Origin of the sequence: Hymenobacter aerilatus (genome assembly GCF_022921095.1) — a bacterium.
GTDB classification, from domain to species: domain Bacteria; phylum Bacteroidota; class Bacteroidia; order Cytophagales; family Hymenobacteraceae; genus Hymenobacter; species Hymenobacter aerilatus.
The window spans coordinates 13943-36608 of record NZ_CP095054.1; the positions used below are offsets into that span (position 1 = coordinate 13943).

General features: G+C 61.1%; 22 protein-coding genes. 15 read left to right on the forward strand and 7 right to left on the reverse strand.

Annotated elements, in window-relative coordinates; translation table 11 throughout:
• Window positions 1-2: 2 nt before the first annotated feature.
• The gene (locus MUN82_RS21620; protein ID WP_245097754.1) at window positions 3-236 is read left to right on the forward strand and encodes a GDCCVxC domain-containing (seleno)protein; all 234 of its coding nucleotides are present in this window, start codon (window positions 3-5) and stop codon (window positions 234-236) included.
• Window positions 237-244: 8 nt separating this feature from the next.
• Here the strand turns inward: MUN82_RS21620 and mobC are convergent, their stop codons facing one another.
• From mobC to MUN82_RS21635, 3 genes are all read right to left on the reverse strand, one after another.
• The gene (gene mobC / locus MUN82_RS21625) at window positions 245-2254 is read right to left on the reverse strand and encodes a conjugal transfer protein MobC (RefSeq protein ID WP_245097797.1); all 2010 of its coding nucleotides are present in this window, start codon (window positions 2252-2254) and stop codon (window positions 245-247) included.
• 135 nt (window positions 2255-2389) lie between these two features.
• Window positions 2390-3262, reverse strand: coding sequence for a relaxase/mobilization nuclease domain-containing protein (locus MUN82_RS21630; RefSeq protein ID WP_245097757.1), 873 nt, complete (start codon window positions 3260-3262; stop codon window positions 2390-2392).
• Complete coding sequence (locus tag MUN82_RS21635) at window positions 3259-3582, reverse strand: plasmid mobilization protein (RefSeq protein ID WP_245097759.1); 324 nt, start codon at window positions 3580-3582, stop codon at window positions 3259-3261. The genes MUN82_RS21630 and MUN82_RS21635 overlap by 4 nt, the downstream gene beginning before the upstream one ends.
• Before the next feature lie 705 nt (window positions 3583-4287).
• Here MUN82_RS21635 and MUN82_RS21640 point away from each other — a divergent pair.
• The 5 genes from MUN82_RS21640 (at window position 4288) to MUN82_RS21660 (ending at window position 9904) form a co-directional block, all read left to right on the forward strand.
• Complete coding sequence (locus tag MUN82_RS21640; RefSeq protein ID WP_169533839.1) at window positions 4288-5073, forward strand: ParA family protein; 786 nt, start codon at window positions 4288-4290, stop codon at window positions 5071-5073.
• Between the two features lie 61 nt (window positions 5074-5134).
• A complete protein-coding gene (locus tag MUN82_RS21645) occupies window positions 5135-5860 on the forward strand; it encodes a hypothetical protein (protein ID WP_245097761.1) in 726 nt (241 codons plus the stop codon).
• A gap of 174 nt (window positions 5861-6034) precedes the next feature.
• A complete protein-coding gene (locus tag MUN82_RS21650) occupies window positions 6035-7900 on the forward strand; it encodes a sensor histidine kinase (RefSeq protein ID WP_245097763.1) in 1866 nt (621 codons plus the stop codon).
• Window positions 7901-7932: 32 nt separating this feature from the next.
• Complete coding sequence (locus MUN82_RS21655) at window positions 7933-8697, forward strand: LytTR family transcriptional regulator DNA-binding domain-containing protein (protein WP_245097766.1); 765 nt, start codon at window positions 7933-7935, stop codon at window positions 8695-8697.
• Between the two features lie 274 nt (window positions 8698-8971).
• A complete protein-coding gene (locus MUN82_RS21660; RefSeq protein WP_245097769.1) occupies window positions 8972-9904 on the forward strand; it encodes an alpha/beta fold hydrolase in 933 nt (310 codons plus the stop codon).
• 231 nt (window positions 9905-10135) lie between these two features.
• On the opposite strand, the gene MUN82_RS21665 is transcribed toward MUN82_RS21660, so the two are convergent.
• The 4 genes from MUN82_RS21665 to MUN82_RS21680 all read right to left on the reverse strand — a co-directional run bounded on the left by MUN82_RS21665 (window position 10136) and on the right by MUN82_RS21680 (window position 14376).
• Entirely contained in the window at window positions 10136-11737 is a 1602-nt protein-coding gene (locus MUN82_RS21665; RefSeq protein ID WP_245097771.1) for a c-type cytochrome, read from the reverse strand.
• A 76-nt stretch (window positions 11738-11813) separates the two neighbouring features.
• Window positions 11814-12389 carry an RNA polymerase sigma factor gene (locus MUN82_RS21670; RefSeq protein WP_245097773.1) on the reverse strand — a complete coding sequence of 192 codons (576 nt, stop codon included), beginning with the start codon at window positions 12387-12389 and terminating at the stop codon, window positions 11814-11816.
• 154 nt (window positions 12390-12543) lie between these two features.
• Window positions 12544-13314 (reverse strand): LytR/AlgR family response regulator transcription factor, encoded by a 771-nt coding sequence (locus MUN82_RS21675; protein ID WP_196294749.1) that lies wholly within the window; start codon window positions 13312-13314, stop codon window positions 12544-12546.
• Window positions 13315-13323: 9 nt separating this feature from the next.
• Window positions 13324-14376 (reverse strand): sensor histidine kinase, encoded by a 1053-nt coding sequence (locus MUN82_RS21680; protein WP_196294750.1) that lies wholly within the window; start codon window positions 14374-14376, stop codon window positions 13324-13326.
• A 508-nt stretch (window positions 14377-14884) separates the two neighbouring features.
• On the opposite strand from MUN82_RS21680, the gene MUN82_RS21685 reads away from it, so the two are divergent.
• Genes MUN82_RS21685 through traK form a run of 9 tightly spaced genes read left to right on the forward strand, consistent with a single transcriptional unit; the run spans window position 14885 to window position 22664 of the window.
• On the forward strand, window positions 14885-15664 hold the full coding sequence (locus MUN82_RS21685; RefSeq protein WP_245097776.1) for a hypothetical protein: 780 nt from the start codon (window positions 14885-14887) through the stop codon (window positions 15662-15664).
• Window positions 15665-15715: 51 nt separating this feature from the next.
• A complete protein-coding gene (locus MUN82_RS21690) occupies window positions 15716-16033 on the forward strand; it encodes a DUF4134 domain-containing protein (protein ID WP_169533834.1) in 318 nt (105 codons plus the stop codon).
• A 9-nt stretch (window positions 16034-16042) separates the two neighbouring features.
• The gene (locus MUN82_RS21695) at window positions 16043-16372 is read left to right on the forward strand and encodes a DUF4133 domain-containing protein (protein WP_196294752.1); all 330 of its coding nucleotides are present in this window, start codon (window positions 16043-16045) and stop codon (window positions 16370-16372) included.
• A gap of 32 nt (window positions 16373-16404) precedes the next feature.
• Window positions 16405-18891: a TraG family conjugative transposon ATPase gene (locus MUN82_RS21700; protein ID WP_196294753.1), complete on the forward strand. Its 2487-nt coding sequence runs from the start codon at window positions 16405-16407 to the stop codon at window positions 18889-18891.
• Window positions 18892-18921: 30 nt separating this feature from the next.
• A complete protein-coding gene (locus MUN82_RS21705) occupies window positions 18922-19485 on the forward strand; it encodes a hypothetical protein (RefSeq protein WP_245097778.1) in 564 nt (187 codons plus the stop codon).
• Between the two features lie 30 nt (window positions 19486-19515).
• Entirely contained in the window at window positions 19516-20163 is a 648-nt protein-coding gene (locus MUN82_RS21710) for a hypothetical protein (protein ID WP_198070539.1), read from the forward strand.
• A 14-nt stretch (window positions 20164-20177) separates the two neighbouring features.
• The gene (locus tag MUN82_RS21715) at window positions 20178-20828 is read left to right on the forward strand and encodes a hypothetical protein (protein WP_196294756.1); all 651 of its coding nucleotides are present in this window, start codon (window positions 20178-20180) and stop codon (window positions 20826-20828) included.
• 45 nt (window positions 20829-20873) lie between these two features.
• Entirely contained in the window at window positions 20874-22010 is a 1137-nt protein-coding gene (traJ, locus tag MUN82_RS21720) for a conjugative transposon protein TraJ (protein WP_196294757.1), read from the forward strand.
• Between the two features lie 39 nt (window positions 22011-22049).
• Window positions 22050-22664, forward strand: a complete 615-nt coding sequence (gene traK, locus MUN82_RS21725) for a conjugative transposon protein TraK (protein ID WP_196294758.1) — start codon at window positions 22050-22052, stop codon at window positions 22662-22664.
• Window positions 22665-22666 lie beyond the last annotated feature (2 nt).

Sequence of the window (22666 nt, forward strand, 5' to 3'; positions counted from 1 at the left end):
GGATGCCACTCCCTACGCTCAAAAGCCCGCAGCTTACTTCCACGCTCACCTGCCCGGTCTGCGCGCATCAGCAGACCGAACAGATGCCCACCGATGCCTGCCAATACTTTTACGAGTGCCCGGGCTGTCTTACGGTGCTCAAACCCCTGGCCGGCGACTGCTGCGTGTATTGTTCCTACGGCACGGTACCCTGCCCTCCCATCCAGCAGCAGGGCCCGGGCAGCTGCTGCGGCTAGCCGCCCCGTTACTTCTCGGCTTTCTCCTTGATGAGGTGCCGCAGCGTGGGGTCCTGCCCGATGCGCAGCAGCTCGCGGGCGCACAGTTCTTTCACCTCGGTTTTCACGCGGTTGAAGTTGGCCTTAATCATCTCTTCGGCCTCGTCTTTGCCCGTGGCCGGGTTAATGAAGCTGGTGATGTCGGGAATGGGCTGGTAGGCCTTCGCTTCGGCGGCCACCGCCTTCACATCCACCTGAATGCGGGCGTGAAACACCTTCTGGTCGATTTCCTCGCCAAAGTTGTCAGCCACCGCACCCACGAAGTTGCCCTGGGTGAGGTTGGCAATGGTGCTGGCCGGAATCATGCTGTCCATCTGGGTGGAAAGGCTGGTACTGGTTTCGTGCATGTTGATACTCAGGCTCTGGCGCTGCTGCAGAATCTTGCCAAACCGCTCGCTCAGCCACTTGCCGCTGTTGCCTGATACCTGCCCGCTGAACACGTTGCCCACCGTGTTCTTGATGACCTCGGCCTCCTTCTGGCCGTAGTCGCGTTCCAGCTGCGAGAAGTCCTGGAATCCCAGGCACGTGCTCACCTTGTTACTGCGGGCCGTGGCAATGAGGTTGTCGAGCCCCTTGAAGTAGATGGTGGGCAGCTCGTCGATGATGATGGACGATTTGCGCTTGCCCTTCTGGTTCACCAGCTTCACTAGCCGCGCATTGTAGAGACCAAGCGCCGCTCCGTAGATGGCTTGGCGGTCGGGGTTATTGCCCACGCACAATACCTTAGGCTCCTCGTTGCTGTTGATGTCGAGCGTAAAGTCGTTGCCCGACATCACCCAATACAATTGCGGCGAGGCCAACCGGCCCAGCGGAATACGTGCCGAAGCAATCTGGCCTTCCAGCTGCTCGATGGCATCTTTCTGAAACGCCGACACGAACGGCTTCACCAGGTTCTCAATTTCCGGGTATGAGGCCAGCACCGGAAAAATCTCCTCGTAGTCGCGGCTCAGAAACTCGATGACGTGGGGAAAGGTGCAGTATTTACCCTTTTCGAATAGCTTTAAAAACCAGATGATGGCCGCCACGAAGTTGATGGGCGACTCCACGAAAAAGTCGCCCTGCTTCTGAATCCAGCTCTTGTTCAGGTTGAGCATGATGGTGGAGGCGCTTTCGTAGGCATCCACGATGTCGGTCATCAGCTCGGGCAGCAGCGGGTTGCAGCGGTGGCTCTTGCGCGGGTTGTCGAAGTTGATGACGTAAAAGCCCACCGGCTTATCAAACTTGTCCTGGTGGCGCAGCAGCGTGTTGTAGCAGATGCGGCTCAAGTCGTCAAACTTGTAGTCGTAGATGTACATGCAGAAGCCCTTGGCCAGGTGTTGCCGGATGAACTCGTTAATGATTGCAAAGCTCTTGCCCGAGCCCGGCGTGCCGAGCACCATCGTGGCCCGGAACGGATTGACCACGTTCAACCAGCCGTGGTGCTGCTTGCCGCGCAGCTGGTACTCCGTGCGCAAGTTCACCGAATACTCGTTTTCCATCAGCCGCTCCTCCTGGGGGAAGCTCTCATTGGCCTTGTTGAAGATGTCCTTCATCAGGTCGTTGTTGAACAGCCGGCTCAGCCAGGCCCCTGCGCTCAGCAGCAGCAGAAAGCCCGCCGACAGCAGCCCGGTATAAAGCGCCGTCGTCAGTCCGGCACCCAGCGTGAAGCCGCGCACCACGTCTGAGCCATAAATCAGTGCCAGCCCAATGGCCGCGTAGCCCGCCACCGAAACCCCTTTGAGCTTTTCATTAGCCCGTCCCCGCGTGCCGAGGCAGCTCAACAGCAGGAATACCACGGCCAGCGTCTTGCTCACCCAGCTGGCCTTAAACAAGAAAGTATTCTTGGTAAAGCTCTCCAGAATATGCCCGACTACGGCCGGCGTCCAGCCCATGCCTTTGAAGTAGCCGAAGCAGTAATAGTAGATGTTGATGCCCATCAGCACAATGGCAAACAGCCGCATAAACTCCATGATTTTTCGCAGTCCTTTCTCGTCTTCCATCGCTTGAAACGCTTGGTGAATCAAGCAACTTACCCCCGCCGGCAACGCCCGGCGCAGATTATTTGACGAGCGGTCCAAAGTCAGCGGTGAGGTGCACGCCGCGCACACGAATGAACCGCCCTACCCGTCCGGCCACTACCGGGCGGGCCCCTTCCGGCGGGGGCGCTTCGCCGGCTCGGGCCGACTTGGCTTCGGCAGTACGGCTGGCTGGTCCGCGCCGGGCGCACGCGCAATTTCCGGTCCTATTACCACCTGCAACCCGGGCGCGGCCAGGGCTTCGCGCAGCTGCGCCCCTTTGTAGCCCACCTCCTGCCCCCGGACCGCTACGCCGTCCAATTCAAAGCTCACGCCCCGCAGTACGCCGCCCTTGTCGTGGGTATAGCGAACCCCAATCAGTTCTTTTTGCAATTGCAAAGCCAGCCACTCCTCCCCTCCCCTATCGGCCTGCGCGAGTAACAACTGTAACGCCCGACTCACCTGCTCTCGTGCTGCCTCTTTCGTGGGGTCCAGCGCCCGCAGGCTGCGCCGCCGCTCAGGAATGGGGTCCATACCCAGCTCCTGACTTATCTGCCGCGTGATGGCCGGCTGCCGGTAAAAGTTATTATCCGTCCGCAGCGCTGGCCCCCCGTCAATTGGCACCCGGTTCAAGTAGATGTGAACGTGCGCGTGCTTTTTATCCCGGTGTTCATAAACGACCACCTGGTGTCGGTCAACGGGCGCGCCAATCAGCTCGCAATAGCGCTGGGCAGCCGCTACTTTTTGCCCCTGGCTCACCACCTCCCCCGCCTTCCACGAAAGCACGGTATGCCACACCGGCTTCTGAATCTTTTTGCTTTGCGCCGCCACGGCCCGCATGTCCAGCGCCATCTCCCTGGGAGTGCCCGGAATCAGATTAGCCACGACCAAAAGTGGAGCCTCCCCCGGCTCCTTGCCCCGGCCCTGGCGCTGCCCCGCGCCATAAGTTAATGCCCCCTCAAAGTCATTACCAATGGTGGTCTTTGCAATCATATCAGGTACCCTCGGATGATAGCCAGCGCCTGTACCAGTTGAGCCTCGTGAGAGCTGAATGATTTACCAGCCTGCGCCAGCCGAGCTATCTGATTGAGGTTGGTTCCGATGCCTACCAGCTGTCGCCGCAACTCCGGCGGGATAGTTTCTTTGACCTCCACTCCCCGGCCCACATCGCGCAAATAAGCCGACACTTTCTTATAACCGGCGGCCGTAGCTTTTGCCTGCAAATCCTTTTTCTCATCTGGGCTAACCCGCACGTCGATACGTAAAGTACGGGCTGCGTCAACGGTATTCTCAGCTTGCTTATCTGGTTCCATGATGATTCTGGGGAGATTGGCTTACCCAGGCTTGCCTAAACTACTTTAGAATTACGAATTGCTAAATGCTATACGTTAAACTAGCAAGCCAAGCCATGTGAGCCTGCGAACTTGGCGGTGTCATTGACTCGGGCAAACGAAGTTTGTCCGGACAATGACATGGCTTGCTGGCTGGCTGGACGATGAACGAGCTATTGGAACGGGGGCGTTGCACGGTGCTAGGACTATAGTTAGATTTAGTAGTTCATGCCACATTGCAACTTTAAACCTTTGCAACTTTACACCTGGTATTATCGCAATTTTTGTCTTTATTACTTTGTATGGGTTCCTGGCTAATACTGCCACACTACACCATTGCAACTTTGCCACTATACAACCTAGGCAAGGATTTACATTGTTAAGTCCGAAAGTTTGGTTACTTGCACCAATGCACTAAAACAACTTTGCAACTTTACCACACAGAAAGCATAAATGAATTTGCCATAAAGTTGCTTTGCAACAACACAACTAGTTACCTTCGCCACACTACAACTAAACAACACTGCAACACGCAAGCTTTGTTGTTTTGCAACTTTGCAACTAGACAACTATTGCCTTTTGCAACAAAGCAACTTTATTGCGTTGCCTCATTGCATCTAAGTGGCGGTGCAACAACGCCACTGTGCAACTAACAATCTAACATCTTCAAATCTTCCGGCCCTTCGCATGAATCAACCCCACGTACTCGCATTTGCCACCCAAAAGGGGGGTGCTGGTAAGTCGACCATCGGCACGCACATGGCCTCGGCGCTGTGCTACTACTATGGCTACAAGGTGGCCATGGTAGACTGCGACTACCCGCAGAACTCCCTGCACGCCTACCGCCTCGAAGAGCAGAACCGGCTGCAGTCGGAAGCGCCGTTTCAGGCCCGCCTGCTGAAGCAGGGCATCCCGCCGTATCCAGTCATCATTTCCAGCGTGGAGAAGGCGGTCAGTTCCATCGAAGGGTTATTTGAGCAAGACTATGATTTCATATTAGTGGACACGCCCGGCACGGTGAACGTGGTGGGGCTCCCCGAGCTGCTCCGGTTGGTGGACTACATTTTCCTGCCGATTGAGCCGGACAAGGGGTCAATCGCATCCACCATGTCCTACATGGGCATCCTGGGCCAGTTTGTGCAGGCCCGCGATGAAGACTCCAACCTGCTGGGCTTTTATGCCTTCTGGAACAAGTTCGTGAAGTCCGAGAAAAAAGGGATTTATGACAAGACGGAGGAGCTGTTTCAGGAGAAAGGCCTGCCCTTGCTCAAGAGCCGGGTGGAGCTGCTGATGACTTACAAGGAAAACCGCTCCACCATGTTTCCGCTGCCGGAGCGCGACCTCAACCGCCTCGGCCTGGGTCAGCTCATCCTGGAAATTCTGACTCTCGTGGTAGGAGAGGGGGCGGTCACGCCCTCGGGTAAAACCATTGCGTTTACGGCCCCGGCCGTCGAATCAGCCCCCGGCGCGTAGCCTCACGGCTTATCCGCCGCTGCTTTTCCTCTAAAATTTCAAGCCTGCATCCTCCTTCGTCATGGCCAAAGCCTCCACCAAGAAACCCAAACTCACCCCGGAAGAACAAATGGCCGAGCTGGCCCGCCTGACGGGCTCCGTCGCGGCCATCAGCCACATGGGGACCAGTCAGCCCTTCGTACTGCCCACCCCGGCCGCGGAGGCTACGCCTACCCCGGCGGCTACGCCCACCGCGGTGGTACCGGCACCGGAGCCAGCCCCGGTGCCCACCGAGGCCGCGCCCCCGGTCCCAGCCGCAAAGCCGGAACCGTCGGTACCGGTTGCACCCGTTGCCGCCACGGAGCCCGCACCTTCGTTGGCTGCTGCTTCCGCACCAGCCGTTGATACAACCCCGGTAGAACCAAAGGGAGAAGAAACAGCTGCTGTGACAGCACCGGCACCGCCGGCCGCGCCGGCGGCTGAGTTACCCGTTGCAGATGACCTGGAGGAAGAAGAGGAGGTGGTGGAAGTAGAGGCTGCGCCGACGCCAGCGGCCACGGGGGACAGCAAGGACAAGCTGGACCTAACCTCCCTCTTTGCGGATTCGGCGGAGAAGAAGACTTTTCAGATTCGCATCACGGCCAGCCACCAGCAGTTTTTTCAGCAGATGGGGCTGCTGCTGGGTGGAGGAGCCTCCTCGACTGACGTGATTCACAACATCCTCGCCCAGTTTAAGGCGGCGAATGAGGCCCAGATTCAGAAAGCGTTTCAGCGGCAGCTGCGCCAGATGATGTCGCCCAAAAAGTAAGCTTATCCGTTAGGGGCTATTTCGCCGGCGCGGCTCGATTGGAAGCCGGGCGGTTCTTCCATCCCTATTTCAAACTATTCCTCCGCTGCCGGCCCACCTGGGCAGGGTAGGGGAGGGGCCCAATTTTTCTACCAGCAATGCATACCAGCAGTACTTCCATTTTCAGCCCCCAAGGTGCGTCGAGGCGACGTGGCGGGCGGTAAGCGTTTGACCGTGCTGGCCCTGCTGCTGGCCAGTACGGTAGCCGGTGCCACCGGTTTGCCAACAGAAAACAGCCTGACCTCGCCCGGGGACAGTGCTACCGTTGACTCGCTACGCGAAGTGGCCCGGCGGCGGCTGCCGGATTCGGTCCGGTTTCGGACGCTGCGCGCGCTGAGCGACGCGCTGTTTGCCCAGGATGAGCCGGAGGCGCGCCGGGTAGGGGAGCAGGCCGTGCAGCTGGCCCGCCATCGACGGGACTGGCCGGGCGTGGCCGATGCCCTGTACCAGCTGGTGGTGAACTGTGAGCGGGCGGCCGACTACGTAGCCGCCATGCAGTACAGCCAGGAGGGTGCCGGCGTGGCCAGGGTGCACCAATTGCCCGACGAGTGGCGCTTCACCCAATGCATGGGGCTGGTAGCGGTCGATACCAAAGATGTGAAAGCAGGCCTGAAATACATGCGGCAGGCTTACCAGCAGCAAGGAGCCGTGGGCAACGTCCCACCCCGCGAGCGGGGCGGACTGCTGCTCAACCTGGCCAACACCTTTCTGGTCATGCAGCGCTACGACTCGGTGCTGCACTACGCTACCCGGGCCCTGCCCTACATGCAGCGCGCCAGGGATGCCCGGGGCCTGGGCTACGTGTACCAGTTCCGGGGCGAGGTGTACGCCATGATTCAGCCCCAGACCAGGGCCACGCTGGATTCAGCGGCCACGAACATGAACCGGGCCCTGCGCATCATGCAGCGCCACGGGTTTCGGCCCCAGATAGCCAGCTCGGCGCTGGCGCTGGCCCGCGTGTACCGGCTGCAAGGGCTGCCGGCCGTCTCGCAGCGCATGGCGGAAATGGACCTCACCCTGGCCCGCGAGCTGAAGATGCCCGACTACGAGGCCGACGCGCTGGCGAGCCTCGCCTGGGCCCACGCCGACCAGGGCCGGATGCGCCGCTCCTTCGACCTTGACAACCGGGCCCAGGACCTGCGCGATTCCCTCTTTAACGGCGACAAGGCGCAGGCTCTGGCCCAGCTGCAGGTGCGCTACGATGTGAAGCTGCTGACGGAACAGAAGCGGACCGCCGAGTTTGAGCAGCGCAGCCAGCGGGCGCAGCTGCACTCGCTATGGCTGCTGCTGGGCGGGCTCACGACCACCATCGGGGTGGGCAGCTGGCTGTACTGGCGGCTGCGGCGGCAGAAAGCGCTGCTGGCCGTGGCCAATCAGGCCAACTGCCGGTCCGTGGCCGAAAAGGAGGTGCTGCTGCAGGAAATCCACCACCGCGTAAAAAACAATCTGCAGCTGGTGAGTGGCCTGCTGGGCTGGCAGGCCAGCACCCTTCCTGAACCCACCCTGGTGGCCGCGCTGGATGCCAGCCGGGTAAGAATTCAGAGCATGGCTTTAGTCCATGAATTCTTATATCAAGCCGATAATCTGGCCGAAGTACGCATGGACCAGTACCTGCGCGAACTGCTTGATTCTCTGAAAACGGCGCTTACTACGCCCGAACAAACCATCCAGTTGAGTACGGACCTGGCCCCGGTAATCATGAGCCCCAAAGAGGCCAGCACGCTGGGCCTTGTGGTCAACGAAATAGTGAACAATGCGTACAAGCACGCTTTTCAGGGCCTTGCCCAGGGCCATCTGCACGTTTCCTTCGCCAGCCGCCCCACCGGCTTTCAGCTCGTTATCGCCGATGACGGGGCCGGTATGCCGGCCGGGGACGCGCCGGCGAAAGCCCACTCCCTGGGTATGCAGCTGGTCCGCACGCTCACCAAACAGCTGAAAGCGAAGCTGTCGGTGACCCGTTCCTTTCCCACGGGCACGCAGATAGAGGTTACTCGTGAATGACGAGCCTACCGGCGTGTTCCTTATCCCACCCTATGTCTACCATTCTCATAGTTGAAGATGAATTGCTTATTGCCGCTGAGATAGAACGCACGCTGGTTCGGCTGGGGCACACCCCGCTCGAACCCGTCGACAACAGCGATGAGGCCCTGCGCGTGCTGGCCACGCAGCCCGTGGAGCTGGTGCTGATGGACATCAACATTGCCGGTGACTGCGACGGCATCGCGGCCGCCCTACTCATTCGCCGGCAGTTTGCCATCCCCGTGGTGTTCCTTACGGCCCGCTCCGACGCCGACACCCTGAACCGCGCCAAGCTGGCCCAGCCCTACGGCTACCTGGTCAAGCCCTTCACCGATGATTCGCTGCGGGTGCAGGTCGAGCTGGCCCTTTACAATGCCTATCAGGCCGGCCCCACCGGCCCCGTCCTGGACACCGCCAATGCCGCCGACACGGAGGTGTTGGGAGCGGCCGAGCGCTGCCCCAAGTTCAAGGACTACCTGTTTGTGCGCAAGGGCTCCGGCCACGTTAAGGTGCTGCTCGCCGATATTCTCTATTTCGAAGCCCTGCAGAATTTCGTGCGGATGCACACGGTGCGGGAAAAGTTCGTGTTCGATTCCACGATGAAGGAGCTGGAGCAGAAGCTGCCTGACCAATTCTTTAAAACCCACCGCTCCTATATCGTGAATCTGGACCGTGTACAGGCTTATGAGGAGAGTAGCGTTTTGCTCGGCGAGGACTACGTGCCCGTCAGCCGTTCATCCAAGGACGAATTGAAAAACCGCATTCATCTGGTGGGGTAGCCTAATGCCCGCTATTAACGGTTAGCACTCAGGCTACAAAATCCACCGTGGCGGTTGCAGAACCCGCAGCCAAGCCTCTCGAATCGGTTGTTTGTACTCCCAACCGTCCGGAAAGGCTAGGCTGACAGGCCATTGGAAGGCCAGAGCGTCAACCTGCAGCTTGCGGGCCTTAGGGGCAGTATTTCGTTTTTGGGCCTGCCTCGTTCAGCCGTTTCGCGGAGCCGGCTGTTACAGGGCTGTACGTTCTTTTTCACCCGTTTTCATTCTTCCGTTTATGGATTTGCATTTTGTCCGCCGCGGCACCGGCCGCCCCCTGTTACTGGTTCACGGCATCGGCGGCAGTTGGCGGTCCTGGAACACCATCATCGATGCCCTGGCCGCCGAGCGTGACGTTATCGCCGTGGACTTGCCCGGCCACGGCGAAACCCCCAAGATGACCGGCGAAAACTCCATCGCCACCTTAGCCGACGCGGTGACGTCCTTTCTCACTCAACATGACCTGCTCGGGATTGATGCCGTGGGCAGTTCGATGGGCGCGCGGCTGGTGCTGGAGCTGGCCCGGCGCGGCGGTGTACTCGGCGCCGTGGTTTCGCTGGACCCGGGCGGATTTTGGCAGGGCTGGCAGATTCCTTTTTTCTACCACTCGGTGGACCTGTCGGTGAAGCTGGTGAAGGCCCTGCAGCCGGTGATGCCCGCCCTGGCCGGCTCGGCGGTGGGCCGCACGGTGTTGCTCCCGCAGTTTTCCGCCCGCCCCTGGGCCGTAGATTCGCAGCAGGCCATCGACGAGATGTACACCTTCGCCCACTCGCCGGCCTTTGACGAATTGCTCGACCAATTGGCGCACGGCGAAGTGCAGCAGCCCGCAACCAAGGGCAGCATCCCCGGGCCGCTGGTCATTGGCTGGGGCCGGCAGGACCGGGTGTGCCTGCCGAGCCAGTCGACGCTGGCGCTGGCGAAGTTCCCGGATGCGCGCCTGTACTGGTTCGAGCACTGCGGCCACTTCCCACAGTGGGACCAGCCCGCCGAAGCCACGCGCCTGATTCTGGCCGCCACCAGCCGCCAGCCCTTCACCGATGAATCCATTGCTTTGTCAAAATCAGCAGTGGCGGCACCGACTTTGCCGAAGGCGGCCGTCGTGGCAGCCGCACTGGCGCTGCTAGCCGGTGGCCTCTGGCTGCTCTCGTCGCGGGGAAAGCGGGGGCGTTAGCCCGGCGAGCACCCCGACGTAAGCACGATGGCTGCCCGGGTTCCCAGGCATAATAAAGCCCCGGCCCTGTATCAGGGCCGGGGCTTTCGTTTTCAATTACGTACTCGCTTAGCTGCTCTGGGCACCGCGTACCTCTCTGTTAGTGACAAAGACAATCAGGTCGCGGCTAAGCTTGTCCTGCCCGGTGATAAAAAGGCCGTGCGGGACGCCGCAGCTAATGCAAGGAGCTTATTACTTGCTGTCGGTGTCCAGGCTATTCAAGTAGGCCACTAGCGCGGTACGCTCGGCCGGGGTTACGGCGTAGAACGGGTGCGGCGCGGTCTTGCCCCGCTTGGGATTTAGCAGCTCGTCGAGGCTGTGCACGGAATCGTCGTGCAGAAACACGGGCTTGCGGGCCAGGTCCAGCAGCAGGGGCAGCGCGTTGCCACGAATGCCGCCGCCGGGGCTGGCATCCACTACCACCATTTTGTCATCAAATGTGCCGGGGGCATTCTGAATGGGGGTGAGCGGGGCCTGCCGCTGGGCCAGCACCTTGGGCGCGTAGCCAGGCCAGATGACGTTCATCGGCACCAGCTTGGACTGGACGGCCACGCCCTGGTTGGTGTTGTGGCAGGACGTACAGTTTTGCGAAATGAACAGCGCCCGGCCGCTGGCTACCTGCGCGGCATTGCGCACCACGCCCTTGGGCGCTTGCAGGCTCGACACGTAGGCGTTCAGGTCGCGCAGCTTCTGCTCGTCCACGCGCTTGCCGGTGGGCGTGGGCGGGTCGCCGGCTTTCCCCTGCAGATGGGCTGTGACGAAGGGGTAGCCGGTGACGCCCGTGGCGGCCAGCACCTTGGCGTAGCCGGCCACGATGGAGTCGCCGCCCGCCGCGCCCAGGGCGTGCATAAACTGCCGCCCGCCGGGCGAGAGCAGGTTGCTCTGGTCGAACAGGGCCGTGTAGACCGTGTTGTTGAAGTCATCCAGCTTGTCGTTCTGGCCCGACGAGCCGTAGGGCGCGGCCAAATCCTGCCGGAAGAAGGGCGTGATGTGCACGGAGTTGCCGTTGCCGTCGGGCGAGTCGTCGAAGGTGCCCACGGGGTAGAATTTCGGGTTGCTTAAGTAGGCATCCACCTCGGCCTCGGTCGATTTGGCCGTCAGGCCCTTCGGGGCGCGGCCGATGGTGCTGCCGTCGGGCTGCTGGAGCTGCAAGGTGGGAAACAGGGCGCGCGAGTTGGCGGCCGTGGCCAGCAGCTTGCCCACGTTCAGGCCGTGCGGCGTGGGGCCGTCGATGCGCCGGCCAATCGTGCCTTTGCCCGTCAGCTCGTACATCGACTTGTCGGTGATGGCGTGGCACAGCGCGCAGGTCACGCCCACCTTGCCGCCCTTGGGCACCATGCCGATGACGGCGTTGGCCTTTACCAGCGCATCCAGCGTGGCGGGGTCGTTGAGCTTGGGGGCTTTGGCGGGCGAATGGTCGGTTTTTAGCTCGCTGGCGAAGGCCGCTTTCAGGTCGGCCGGCATCGCGTCCACGTCGAAGCTGACCCCGGCTTTCAGCGCATCGAGCACCGTGAGCTTGGCGGCTTTCATGCCCTGGGGCATCCGCACGGCATCGGTCCAGAAGCCCTCGTCGCCGAAGGTTTCGTTGCGGTACACGTCCCGGCCGGCCGCGGCGTTGCCGGGGCGCAGCGCAACCGGCGTGGCGCCGGTACCGGCGGTGTCCGTCGCCGCTTGGGTGGTGGAAGTTTCGGTACTCGTCTTGGTATCGGAACCGCCCTGGCAGGCGGCCGCCGCCACCACGGCAAGGCCCGAAACAAGAAGGGCGGGCACGCGGAAGTGGTGCAGGTTGGCCATCAGGTCAGGAGGTAAAGTAAAAAATGAGAGATGAAACAGGTTAATTAGGAAGATGCTGCTTAGGTAGGCGCTGCCCCTAGCGGGCCATGCGGGAGAGCACGGCCAAAGCGGCGCGCGCCCGGGTTTTTACGGTGGCCAATGGAATGGCCAGCTGCTCGGCCGTCTCGGCCTGGGTGCAGCCGCCGAAATAGAGCAGGTCCATGACTTCCCGCTGCCGGGGCTTTAGTTGCACGATGAGCTCGCGCACGCCAATGTGCTCGGGATAAAAGGCCGTGGGAGCCGGGCTATAGTGTGCTCCGGCAGCCTCCAGCGACGGATTGCGGCGGTGAAAGCGGTGACGCGGACTGCGCAGGGCATCAATGGCCTGGTTGCAGCACACGCGCACCATCCAGGTGAACAGACGGCCCCGCGTGGCCTCGTAGCTGCCAATGCTGAGCCAGACCTTGAGCAAGCCTTCCTGCAGCACGTCCTGGGCCATCGCCTCGTCCTGCACCACCCGCAGAATGACGGTGAACAGATTCCGGGCGTACTGCTCGTACAACTGCCCCAGAGCGCGCTCGTCCCGGGCCAGCAGGCGCTGCACCAGCTCATGCTCGGCCGGGGCCGGGAGTAAAGCCACGGGGCTAGGTAGCGAAGTAGTAGTTTGGGGCATATAAGCTGGCAAAGCATGGCTGCGCCACGAATGCGGCCCGACACCCGCTCATACGGCCGATAAGTAAGCAGTGTTTATCCACCGTGACGAAGTGGCCTTTTAGCGGGACGAACAGCAATATTTCTTAAGCAGTTGGCCCAGCCAATAGCTGTACTTAAGAGACAAATTGCCGCAGAAACTGCTGAATGCCCTCGTTGCAGCTGCGCGAAGAGGTCAGGTGCGTGCCATCGTGCAGCGTGAGCAGGTACTCGCCGTGCGTCCAGGGCCGCAGCTCTTTGATGTGAGTGGTGTTCACAATCAGCGAGCGGTGAATGCGCAGGAAGCGGGCCGGGTCGAGCTGGCTGGCCAGCTGGGTGAGCGTGGCGCGCACTAGGTGGGTTTCACCGGGCGCGTGCACCGTGACGTAGTTGCCGGTGGCTTCGAGGTAATGCACCTGCTCGACGGGCACGAAGTAGAAGCGCCCGGGCTGCTTAATCAGCAGCTGGGTGGAAAAAGGCATCGGCGGCGGGGCGGGCAGCGCCTGCACCAGCGCCGCCCAGGCCGGTGCGGCCACCTGACTGGCCCGCTGGCGCACGTGGGCCAGGCAGCGCGCGAAGCGGTCCGGGTCCAGGGGCTTGAGCAGGTAATCCACGGCGTGGGCCTCAAAAGCTTGCAGCGTATACCGGTCGTAGGCTGTCACGAATACCACCAACGGCCGCGGCTGGGCCGGCAATTGCTGCAACACCTGCAGGCCGTTGCAATCGGGCATCTGCACGTCCAGAAACACTAAATCCACGGCCGGTCCGTGCGAGAGCGCGGCCACCGCCTCGGCCCCGGTGCCGCACTCGCCCGCGATGACAAAGCCCGGCTGGCCGGCCAGCAGCTGGGCAATGCGCCGGCGGGCCAGCGGCTCATCGTCCACAATCAGGGTTTGAATGGGGGCCATTGCCACGGATTAGTGGTGAAAGGGTAGTTCGATGCGCACCACGGTGCCCTGCCCGGCCGCGGGCAGCAGGCGCAGCGCGTACCGGTCGTCGTAGAGGGCGCGCAGGCGCTGCTCGGTATTTTCGAGGCCCACGCCCCGGGGGCCGGCCTGCTCAGGGCCGGGGCCGGAGTCGCGCACCTGCACCACCAGCTGCTGGCCCTGCCGCTCGGCGGCAATATGCAGGCGGCCGGTGCCCCCCGCGCTCAGGCCGTGGCGCACGGCATTTTCCACCAGGGGCTGCAGCAGCAGGTGCGGAATCAGGGCCGAGAGCGCAGCTGGGTCCACCTCGTAGGTCACAGCCAGCCGGTCAGAAAATCGCACCTGCTCCATGTCCAGATACAGCTCCACGAAGTGTAGCTCCTGCGCCAGCGGCACCTGCTGAGCATCGGAGTGGTCGAGCACCAGGCGCAGAAACTCGCCGAGCTTGGCCATCATGCGCTGGGCGGCGGCGGGCTCGTCGCCGATGAGGGTGGCAATGGCGTTGAGAGTATTGAACAAAAAGTGCGGGTTGAGCTGCTGCTTGAGGGCGTGCAGCTGGGCCTGCACCAGTTGCATTTCCAGGCGCACTGCGTCGAGGTTGCGGCGCTGCCACTTGTCGTGGTAGTCGAGGGCGTAGGCCACGAACAGCACCATCCAGTAGAGCGGAATCCAGAAATTAAATCCCGCCAGAATCGTGACCCATGAAACGGGCGCATTCGAGCCGCCTACCAGGTAGAGTGTGGCCATGAACAAGGCCCGGTAGGCCACCGTGAGGGCCACGCTGGCGGCCGCGTGCACCAGCAGGTAGGGCAGCCAGCGGGCGCGGCCGGCCGTGAGGTCGAAGCGCGCTGCCAGCACAAACACCACCGGTGTGAGCAGGGTCCCAATCAGCCCGTACAGCAGCGGCCCCAGCAGCACCGTGCGCCATTGCAACGGCCCGGTGCCCGTAATGGCCTGCCCGTACGCCACCAGCATCATGAAGAAGGCAAACGCCCCCCACGCGGCCGCCATGCGCAGCCAGGAGATGCGGAAAAATAGGAGCATAGGGAAGGTCAACAGCCGATTCCGTTCAACGGGGAATACTCCCGCCGAGTTAAAAACGAATGGCGAGCGCAGCCGGGCAAGTCATCACTCTGCGCCCCGCTAATCATTCGCTCGTGGCGGTTGCTCAACTCGGTGTGGCGTCTGGAAACAAGGGGTTGATAAGCCGATTCAAACTGGAAAGAATGGCAAATGGGCCATTTACGTGCTTTTGACAGCCCGCCTACCCGCTTAGTGAGCCGTCCAGCAAGTTCTGCAACAGCCAAGCTTCTTTTCTCTAAAATTCAGGCTTGAATGTGGTGCCGTTCGTGTATCGGGGCTGCACCTCACCATCGAATTCTAACCATTCGTCAACTTTCTACCCAAGCGGTTTATAGCCCGGATAGGTTTGTAGCGTCAAATCACGGTTTGGCAAGTTCACGCCCGGGCCGGTCGGCCTGGGGTGCCACGCTATTTCCCCGCGATGCTCAGCGCCTATTCCTGGGGCCAGTTTGGCCTTTTCGTTTTGGTTGTGGTTGTTCTCTACTACCTGGTGGTGGGCCTGCTCTACTACCGGGTAGAACTCACGGCCCTGCTGACGCCGGGCAAAAAGCTGGCCGGTGCCCAGCTCGCCGGCGTGGGCGGCAGCACGGTGACTCCGCCCTCACTGGTGCGCCCCACCTCGGCCTTCGTGAAGGCCACGCCAGCGGCCACCGAAGCCCGAGAGGAAGCCGATGACGCGGAACGTCCCGAAGCCGGCGCGGACCAGAACCTGCCGGCTGCCGCCGAGCCATTGGTCAGCGGGGCACTTCCTGACTCCACCGGCACGGCTACTGGCCACGATGAAAGCACCAGCGATACCGCCCCGATGGAGGCGACGGCCGCCGCGGGCGACGAGGCGCAGGCACAGGATGAAAACCGCACCGAGGAAGCCGACCAGGCCGACGAGCACCTGGCTGCGCTGGTCCGACGCGAAGCCCACAACCTGCCCCAGGAATCCGAGACTGCGGATAAGGCAACTGGCGGGGTGCTGGAGCCTGAAACCGTGCAGCTGCCCCTGGTGGCCGATGGCTACGAGCCGCTGGCCAGCTTCGAGGAACCGGTAGCCTCGCGGTTGGACATCGCCCCGGTGGGTTTACCCAAGCTAGTGTCCGCCGCCTCGGTCGCCGAGTACCTGACCCTGCTGCAAGCTGGTCAGCAGCCCGCGCCGCCGGTCGAGCTGGCCGGCACCACCCTGGCCGAGCAAATGGCCCAGCAGATGGCCCTCAACCACGCCGAGCTGGATGACCTATTCGGCCCCGACGATGAGTAGCGCGGCCTGCTTTCTCCCTAATCATTGATTCCCGACTCCTTTTCCTTTGCCATGACTAAGAAACCTTTCGTTACCTCGCTGGCCCTCGTGGTCTTGCTATTCAGCTCGCAACTACTTTACGCCCAGACCGGGGGCGGCAATGGCACGGCCGGCATTCAGGATGCCACCACCCAGGTCACCAGCTACTTCGACCCGCTTACCAAGCTCATGTACGCCATCGGGGCGGTGCTGGGCCTGGTGGGGGCCATCAAGGTGTATGGCAAATGGAACTCCGGCGACCAGGACACCCAGAAAACGGCCGTGTCGTGGTTTGGCTCGATGATTTTCCTGGTCATCGTGGCCACGGTGGTGCGCTCCTTCTTCCTCTAAGCCGCTGCCATGCCCATCTACGACCTCAATCGCGGCATCAACAAGCCCGTCGAATTCAAGGGACTGGTGGGCAGCAACATCTACTTTCTGGCCGCCGGCATCGGGCTGGTGTTTGCCCTGTTCGTGACCTGCTACCTGCTGGGCCTGCCGCTGGTGCTCACCGTGCTGGTCACCTTCCTGGCCGGTGGCGGGATGTGGGCCGGCGTATTCGCCCTGAACCGCCGCTTTGGCGAGCATGGGCTGATGAAGGCCGCCGCCCGGCGCTCGTCGCCCAAATACATCACCAACCGGCACAGCCGCTTATTCCAACGCCTCAACGAGGACCCAACCAGCCGCTAGGCGCGGCTGGTTTTGGGTGCTTTCTTCAGCTTATGAGCAATAAGGTTCTGCCCTCCGTTTCCCTGGAATCCAAGCAGCCCATCTACAAGGTGGAAAAGGATTGCCTCATTTCGAAAAATGCGGACGTGACCGTGGCGTTTCGGCTGGATTTGCCCGAAATCTTCACGCTCTCGCGCGAAGACTATGCCCAGTTGCAGGCCGCCTTCGTGAAGGCCGTGCGCCTGCTGCCCGACCACTGCGTGGTGCACAAGCAGGACTGGTACGTGGAGGATAAGTACGCGCCCGGCTTCGAGGCCGAGCGCACGCTGCTGTCGTCGGCCTACGAGCGCCACTTCAACGAGCGGCCCTTCCTCAACCACTTCTGCTACCTCTACATCACCAAAACCTCGTCGGAGCGGCCCAACTGGGGCAGCACGTCGGGGCTGCTGGCCCGGCGCAATATCGTGCCGAAAGATATGCTCGACACCAAGGTGCTGGAGAGCTTTTTCGACAATGTGGGCCAGTTCGTGCGCACCCTGGAAGGGGTGGGGCCGACCAACGCTCCCTACATCCGCTCGCACCGCCTGACCTCGGATGAGCTGGCCGGCACGGCCGATAAAGCCGGGTTGCTGGAAAAGTACCTGGCGCTGGATTTGTCCGACCAGGCCCTGCAGGTGGACCTGGATTTGACCGAAGGGCTGAAAGTGGGCGCGGAGTTCTGCCAGATGTTTTCGGTGGCCAACCTCGATGACCTGCCCACCTCGGTGGAAACCGACATTCGCTACGAGCAATACAGCACCGAATACTCGGACTTCCCCATTTCGTTTGCCGCGCCGCTGGGGCTGCTGCTGGGTGCCAACCACATCCTGAACCAGTACGTGTTTCTGGACAACACCCAGAAGACCGTCAAGACCTTCGAGCAGAAGAAGGACCGGCTCAACTCGCTCTCGCTCTACTCGCGGCAGAACGCCATCAACTTCGAGTATTACAATGCCTTCCTCAACGAGCTGATTGCCCACAAGCGCCGGCCGGTGCGGGTGCACTGCAACGTGCTCACCTGGGGCCGGCACGAGGAGGAGCTGACCGAGGTGCGCAAGCTGGTAAACGCGGCCTTCAACGCCATGAACTGCAAGCCGCGGCAGAACACGGTGGACATCGCCGCGCTCTACTGGGGCGGCATACCGGGAAACGCCGGCGACTTTCCCTCGGAGGAAACCTTCTACACCTTCATCGAGCAGGCCGTCTGCTTCTGGGCCTCCGAAACCAACTACCGCAGCACCGGGGCCACCAAGGGCATCAAGCTCTCCGACCGGCTCACGGGTAAACCCGTGCTGGTGGACATTTCGGATGAGCCGATGAAGAAGCAAATCATCTTCAACCGCAACAAGTTCGTGCTCGGGCCCTCGGGCTCGGGCAAGTCGTTTTTCACCAACCACATGGTGCGCCAGTACTACGAGCAGGGCGCGCACGTGCTGCTGGTGGATACCGGCAACTCCTACAAGGGCCTCTGCGAGCTGGTGGGCGGGGTGTACTTCACTTATGAGGAAGACGACCCGATTGCCTTCAACCCCTTCCTGATTTCGGGCAAGCTGGACGTGGAGAAGAAGGAATCCATCAAAACGCTGCTGCAGGCGCTCTGGAAAAAGGACGACGAAAGCGTGAGCCAGTCGGAGTACGTGTCGCTCTCTACTGCCGTCAGTCTGTACTACGTAATGCTCGAAGCTAACGCGATTATCAAGCCGAGCTTCAACACGTTCTACGAGTTTGTTAAAGGACCTTATCGCAAGATTCTGGAGGAGGAAAGAGTCCGGGAGAAGGATTTCGACATCGATAACTTCATCTACGTGCTCAAGCCCTACTACCGGGGCGGTGAGTATGACTACCTGCTGAACTCCGAGAAAGAGCTGGACCTGGTGCAGGCTCCCTTCATCGTGTTCGAGCTGGACAACATCAAGGACCATCCCATCCTGTTTCCGGTGGTCACGCTCATCATTATGGAAACCTTTATCTCCAAGATGCGCAAGCTGAAAGGGGTGCGGAAGATGATTCTGATTGAAGAGGCCTGGAAGGCGCTGACCACGCCGGGCATGGCCGCCTACATCAAGTACCTCTTTAAGACGGTGCGCAAGTTTTTCGGCGAGGCCATCGTGGTGACGCAGGAAATCGACGACATCATCGGCAACGAGATTGTCAAGGACGCCATCATCAACAACTCGGACTGCAAGATTCTGCTCGACCAGCGCAAGTTCATCAACCGCTTCGATGAGATTCAGGCGCTGCTCTCGCTCACGCCCAAGGAAAAAGACCTGGTGCTGAGCATCAACCGCGACAACAAGGCCACGCGGGGCCGCTACACGGAGGTATTCATCAGCCTGGGTGGGGTCGTGTCGAAAGTGTACGCCATCGAGGTGTCCAAGGAAGAATACGTGACCTACACCACCGAGGAAACCGAGAAAGTGCGGCTGTTTGAGAAGCTCAGGCAGACCGGCGACATGCCCACGGCCATCAAGCTTTTCGCCAATGAGCTGCGCGAAGGGTAGGGCGGCTGATTTCAACCAAAGGGAAAAATCATGAAAACGAAAATCACGCTTCCAATACTAGGCTTGGCCACTTTGCTAATTGGCTGCGGCTCCGACAAGGCTACGACGGCGATGGACAATAGAGCCGTCGAAACAGCTCCTCCAACCGTTTCCACCTCCCCCGTGGCCGTGGCCGCCGTGGCGTTTGCCGATAGCTTAGCGTCGGCTCCCAAAGCCGAAAAAGCTGACATCACCGCCGCCCGGTCTTTCGCGCAGGCCGTGAATACCTGGGAGACCAGCGACCTGAACGGTGCGGTGAAGGAGCACCCCGTGGTGGCCAACATCTGGAAGCGCTACCGCTACGTGCTGCGCACGGTAGTCCGCTCGCGGGGCATGAATCGCGTGAAGCCCGAAGATGTGGTCACTTGGAACGGCTTTACGCCGCAGTGCGAAGAAGCCATGAAAATGCTGCTGCCGCTCATCCAGGAGCCCAACGTGACGGCCACCCAGGCCCTGCCGACGCTGCAGAGCGTGGATTCTAGCATCGGTCGGGTGCGCTTCGCGGCCGAACGGCACATGATGTATTTGGAACACCCCTACACGCGGACACTCTAGCGTCACCTCCTTCAACCACTTGCCTTCCCTATGAAAACGAAGATTGGCATCCTCAGCCTGGCGCTGCTGGGCTTCAGCGCCTCGAAAGCGTCAGCCCAGCTGGTAGTAACGGCCCCGGTGCTGGAAGTGCAAAGCGGCGTACAAACCGGCCTGCAGAACACCATGAAGGGGCTGGAAGCGGCGGCCAACAAGCTGGTAGCCCTGGGCGTGAAAGAACAGGAGCTGACCAAGACCTATTCGCTCAAGAACATGGAGCAGCACAAGGCCTGGTACGACGGGCTGCTGAAAGTGAGCAGCGCAGTGCGCGACTACCGCCGGGTGCGGGCCATTTACGCCAAGCAAACCCAGATTATCTCGACCTACTCCTCGGCCATCAATGTGTTGCGCACCTCGCGCTACATCACGCCGGCCCAACTGACGGAGATGGTATCCATCTACACGAAGATGCTGGCCGAAGGAGCCAACACGGTGTCCGACCTGGCCACCATTACCAGCCCGTCCATGCTCAAGATGACCGACGCGGAACGAATGGAATTCATCGACACGCTGGACGCCAAAATTACTGACCAGCTGGGCCTAGTCAACTACTTCACCCGGCGCAACATGATGGTACTCAAGACCGCCCAGCAGGTCGAACAGGACCACCAGGCGCTGCTCAGCCTCATGGGCGCGCACTAACCCTTCCTCTCCCGATGAAAGCATTCACCACCATGTTGCTGCTTGGCCTGGGGCTGAGCGCACAGCAGGGCTTTGCCCAAGCTCCGGCCGTTATTTCCGCGCCCATCGCTGAATCCAGCTCGCGCAAGCAGATTGTGCACCAGGGCGTTTCGACCACCCTATTGGGGCGGGGCAAGGCCCTGGCCGGCGATATGCAAGTGGTAAGCGGCAAGATTAAGGGCATCGTGGACCAGACGCAGGCCCTGCACGCGCAGTGGTACAGCAGTTTGCTACAGATAAGCGCGGGGGTGCGCAACTACCGCCGGGTGCGGGAAATCTACGCCGCGCAGGCCTCGATGATTTCGCAGTTCAGCTCGGGCGTGGCCGACCTGCGCGGGCGCGGCCTCTCCCCAAATCAGGTAACCGAAGCGGCACAAGTGTACCAGGTGCTGCTGCAGGAAAACGTGGCCCTGATTGGCGAGCTGGCCACCATTATGACTGCGAACCGGGCGGAAATGACGGACCCGCAACGCATCAAATTCATCAACAAGATTGGCGACAAGATGCAGCAGCAGCAATACCTGATGACCTATTACACCAATAAATGCCGCGCTGTGGCTCTCTCCCAGCAGCAGGCCATTCAGGACCGGGCGTCGGTGCTCACCCTCGTGGGCGCTAAGCAGTAGCCCTTTCGCTTTCATTCACCAGCCCCAAATCACCCGACTATGGAAATGAATTCCATCACCGCGCAAATGCTCGAAATGGAGCAGATGCTCAGCCGGCTTTATGATTCCATGCTGCCCCTGGTGGCGCAGTTCGTCACTCTGGGCCGGGCCGTGGGCGGGGTGGGAGCCCTCATTTTCATCAGCTCCCGGGTGTGGGGCCACATTGCCCGCGCCGAGCCTATCGACCTGTATCCGTTGCTGCGCCCATTTCTAATTGGGCTGGCCATCCTGCTGTTTCCGCAGCTGCTCGGCGGCCTGCGCGGCATCACCGGCGCGCTGGCATCAAGCACGGACTCGGTCCGGGTGGACCAGACCACCCAGATTACGGCCTTGCAGGACCAAAAAAAGGCGTTGTTGGCCGCCCGGCCCGAAAACAAGTACTTCGCCACGGACGAGGCCTACGAGAAGCGGCTCGACGAACTGGGCATGATGAACATGGGCCAGCAGCTGTCGCTCTCGTTTGATAAGCTCAAGTACGATGTGAACCAGAACTTCCGCGAGTGGATGAAGAACACGTTGGAGCTGTTCCATGTCGCGGCCCGGCTGCTCATCAACGTGCTGGCCACCTTCCTGCTCATCGTGCTGTCGGTGCTAGGACCGCTCACTTTTGGGCTGGCCATCTTCCCAGGCTTCGGCAACTCCATTCCTAAATGGCTGGGGCAATTCATCACCATCAGCCTGTGGGTGCCCGTGGCCAACATTTTCGGAGCCATTATGGGCCAGTTTCAGATAATGATGCTACAGGGCGACATCACCCGCCTGACCTCTAACCAAGGCGTTGACTCGGCCGACTTCGGCTACCTCGTGTTTCTGTGCATTGCCATCACGGGGTACCTGATTATTCCCTTCATCACCGATATGATGATTGCGGCTTCCGGGGCAGGCCAGGCCGCCCGGGCCATGCAATCGGCTATGAGTGGTGGGGCGGCTATGGCTGGCGCGGCGGCAGGTTCAGCCGGGCGGGCGGGCGCGGCCGGCGTATCCGGGGCCGCATCGGGCCTTGGGGCGGCAGTTGGGGCCGGGCAGGCGTTAGCTGGCAATGCTGCCTCGGGCAACATGACGCGGAGTGAGGCCGCAGGTCACCGGGCTGGCACGGCGGTGCGCGAACGGGCGGCCAGCTTCGTCAACCGGCTACGGGGCTAGCCCTGGTTGCGCGGTGATTTCCCACTATTTCCTTTTCCCATGTTTGCTTCCCTCAAAACCATTGATTCGGCTTTTCAGCAGGTAAAAACCCTGGCGCTTATTTTCATTGTGGCCGTGCTGGTGCTGGCCGGCACCATCGCCTACTTCGCCTTCCAAACCACCAACGCCGCGGCCAATCGCATCTATGTGCTGGAAGGTGGGCAGCTGCTCACGGCTGGGGCGCGGGATGCGCGGGCTAACCGGCCGGTGGAGGCACGCAGCCACGTCACGCGCTTCCACGAGTTGTTTTTCACGCTCGACCCTGACCAGAAAGCCATCGACAGCAACGTCAATAAGGCCCTATACCTGGCTGATAACTCGGCCAAACGGCAGTACGAGAACTTCAAGGAGAAGGGCTTCTATAACGACCTGATTGCCGCCAACATCAGCCTGGAAATGACGGTGGATAGCGTGGTAGTGTCCAATTCGCGCCCGATGGTGGCGCGGTGCTACGGGCACCAGCGCGTCATTCGGGCCACCTCGGTTACCACCCGCAATTTCCTTTCCGAGTGCTCCCTGCGCGACGTGACCCGCTCGGAAAATAATCCCCACGGCTTTCTGATGGAAAACTGGCGGGTGCTCAAGAATGAAGACCTGAATACGCTTCCTCGCTAATC

What these genes read in the sequence shown, in the direction of transcription:
- MUN82_RS21620 (WP_245097754.1), top strand. Translation starts at nt 3, where the DNA reads ATGCCACTCCCTACGCTCAAAAGCCCGCAGCTTACTTCCACGCTCACC.
- mobC (WP_245097797.1), bottom strand. Translation starts at nt 2,254, where the DNA reads ATGGAAGACGAGAAAGGACTGCGAAAAATCATGGAGTTTATGCGGCTG.
- MUN82_RS21630 (WP_245097757.1), bottom strand. Translation starts at nt 3,262, where the DNA reads ATGATTGCAAAGACCACCATTGGTAATGACTTTGAGGGGGCATTAACT.
- MUN82_RS21635 (WP_245097759.1), bottom strand. Translation starts at nt 3,582, where the DNA reads ATGGAACCAGATAAGCAAGCTGAGAATACCGTTGACGCAGCCCGTACT.
- MUN82_RS21640 (WP_169533839.1), top strand. Translation starts at nt 4,288, where the DNA reads ATGAATCAACCCCACGTACTCGCATTTGCCACCCAAAAGGGGGGTGCT.
- MUN82_RS21645 (WP_245097761.1), top strand. Translation starts at nt 5,135, where the DNA reads ATGGCCAAAGCCTCCACCAAGAAACCCAAACTCACCCCGGAAGAACAA.
- MUN82_RS21655 (WP_245097766.1), top strand. Translation starts at nt 7,933, where the DNA reads ATGTCTACCATTCTCATAGTTGAAGATGAATTGCTTATTGCCGCTGAG.
- MUN82_RS21660 (WP_245097769.1), top strand. Translation starts at nt 8,972, where the DNA reads ATGGATTTGCATTTTGTCCGCCGCGGCACCGGCCGCCCCCTGTTACTG.
- MUN82_RS21665 (WP_245097771.1), bottom strand. Translation starts at nt 11,737, where the DNA reads ATGGCCAACCTGCACCACTTCCGCGTGCCCGCCCTTCTTGTTTCGGGC.
- MUN82_RS21670 (WP_245097773.1), bottom strand. Translation starts at nt 12,389, where the DNA reads ATGCCCCAAACTACTACTTCGCTACCTAGCCCCGTGGCTTTACTCCCG.
- MUN82_RS21675 (WP_196294749.1), bottom strand. Translation starts at nt 13,314, where the DNA reads ATGGCCCCCATTCAAACCCTGATTGTGGACGATGAGCCGCTGGCCCGC.
- MUN82_RS21680 (WP_196294750.1), bottom strand. Translation starts at nt 14,376, where the DNA reads ATGCTCCTATTTTTCCGCATCTCCTGGCTGCGCATGGCGGCCGCGTGG.
- MUN82_RS21690 (WP_169533834.1), top strand. Translation starts at nt 15,716, where the DNA reads ATGACTAAGAAACCTTTCGTTACCTCGCTGGCCCTCGTGGTCTTGCTA.
- MUN82_RS21695 (WP_196294752.1), top strand. Translation starts at nt 16,043, where the DNA reads ATGCCCATCTACGACCTCAATCGCGGCATCAACAAGCCCGTCGAATTC.
- MUN82_RS21700 (WP_196294753.1), top strand. Translation starts at nt 16,405, where the DNA reads ATGAGCAATAAGGTTCTGCCCTCCGTTTCCCTGGAATCCAAGCAGCCC.
- MUN82_RS21705 (WP_245097778.1), top strand. Translation starts at nt 18,922, where the DNA reads ATGAAAACGAAAATCACGCTTCCAATACTAGGCTTGGCCACTTTGCTA.
- MUN82_RS21710 (WP_198070539.1), top strand. Translation starts at nt 19,516, where the DNA reads ATGAAAACGAAGATTGGCATCCTCAGCCTGGCGCTGCTGGGCTTCAGC.
- MUN82_RS21715 (WP_196294756.1), top strand. Translation starts at nt 20,178, where the DNA reads ATGAAAGCATTCACCACCATGTTGCTGCTTGGCCTGGGGCTGAGCGCA.
- traJ (WP_196294757.1), top strand. Translation starts at nt 20,874, where the DNA reads ATGAATTCCATCACCGCGCAAATGCTCGAAATGGAGCAGATGCTCAGC.
- traK (WP_196294758.1), top strand. Translation starts at nt 22,050, where the DNA reads ATGTTTGCTTCCCTCAAAACCATTGATTCGGCTTTTCAGCAGGTAAAA.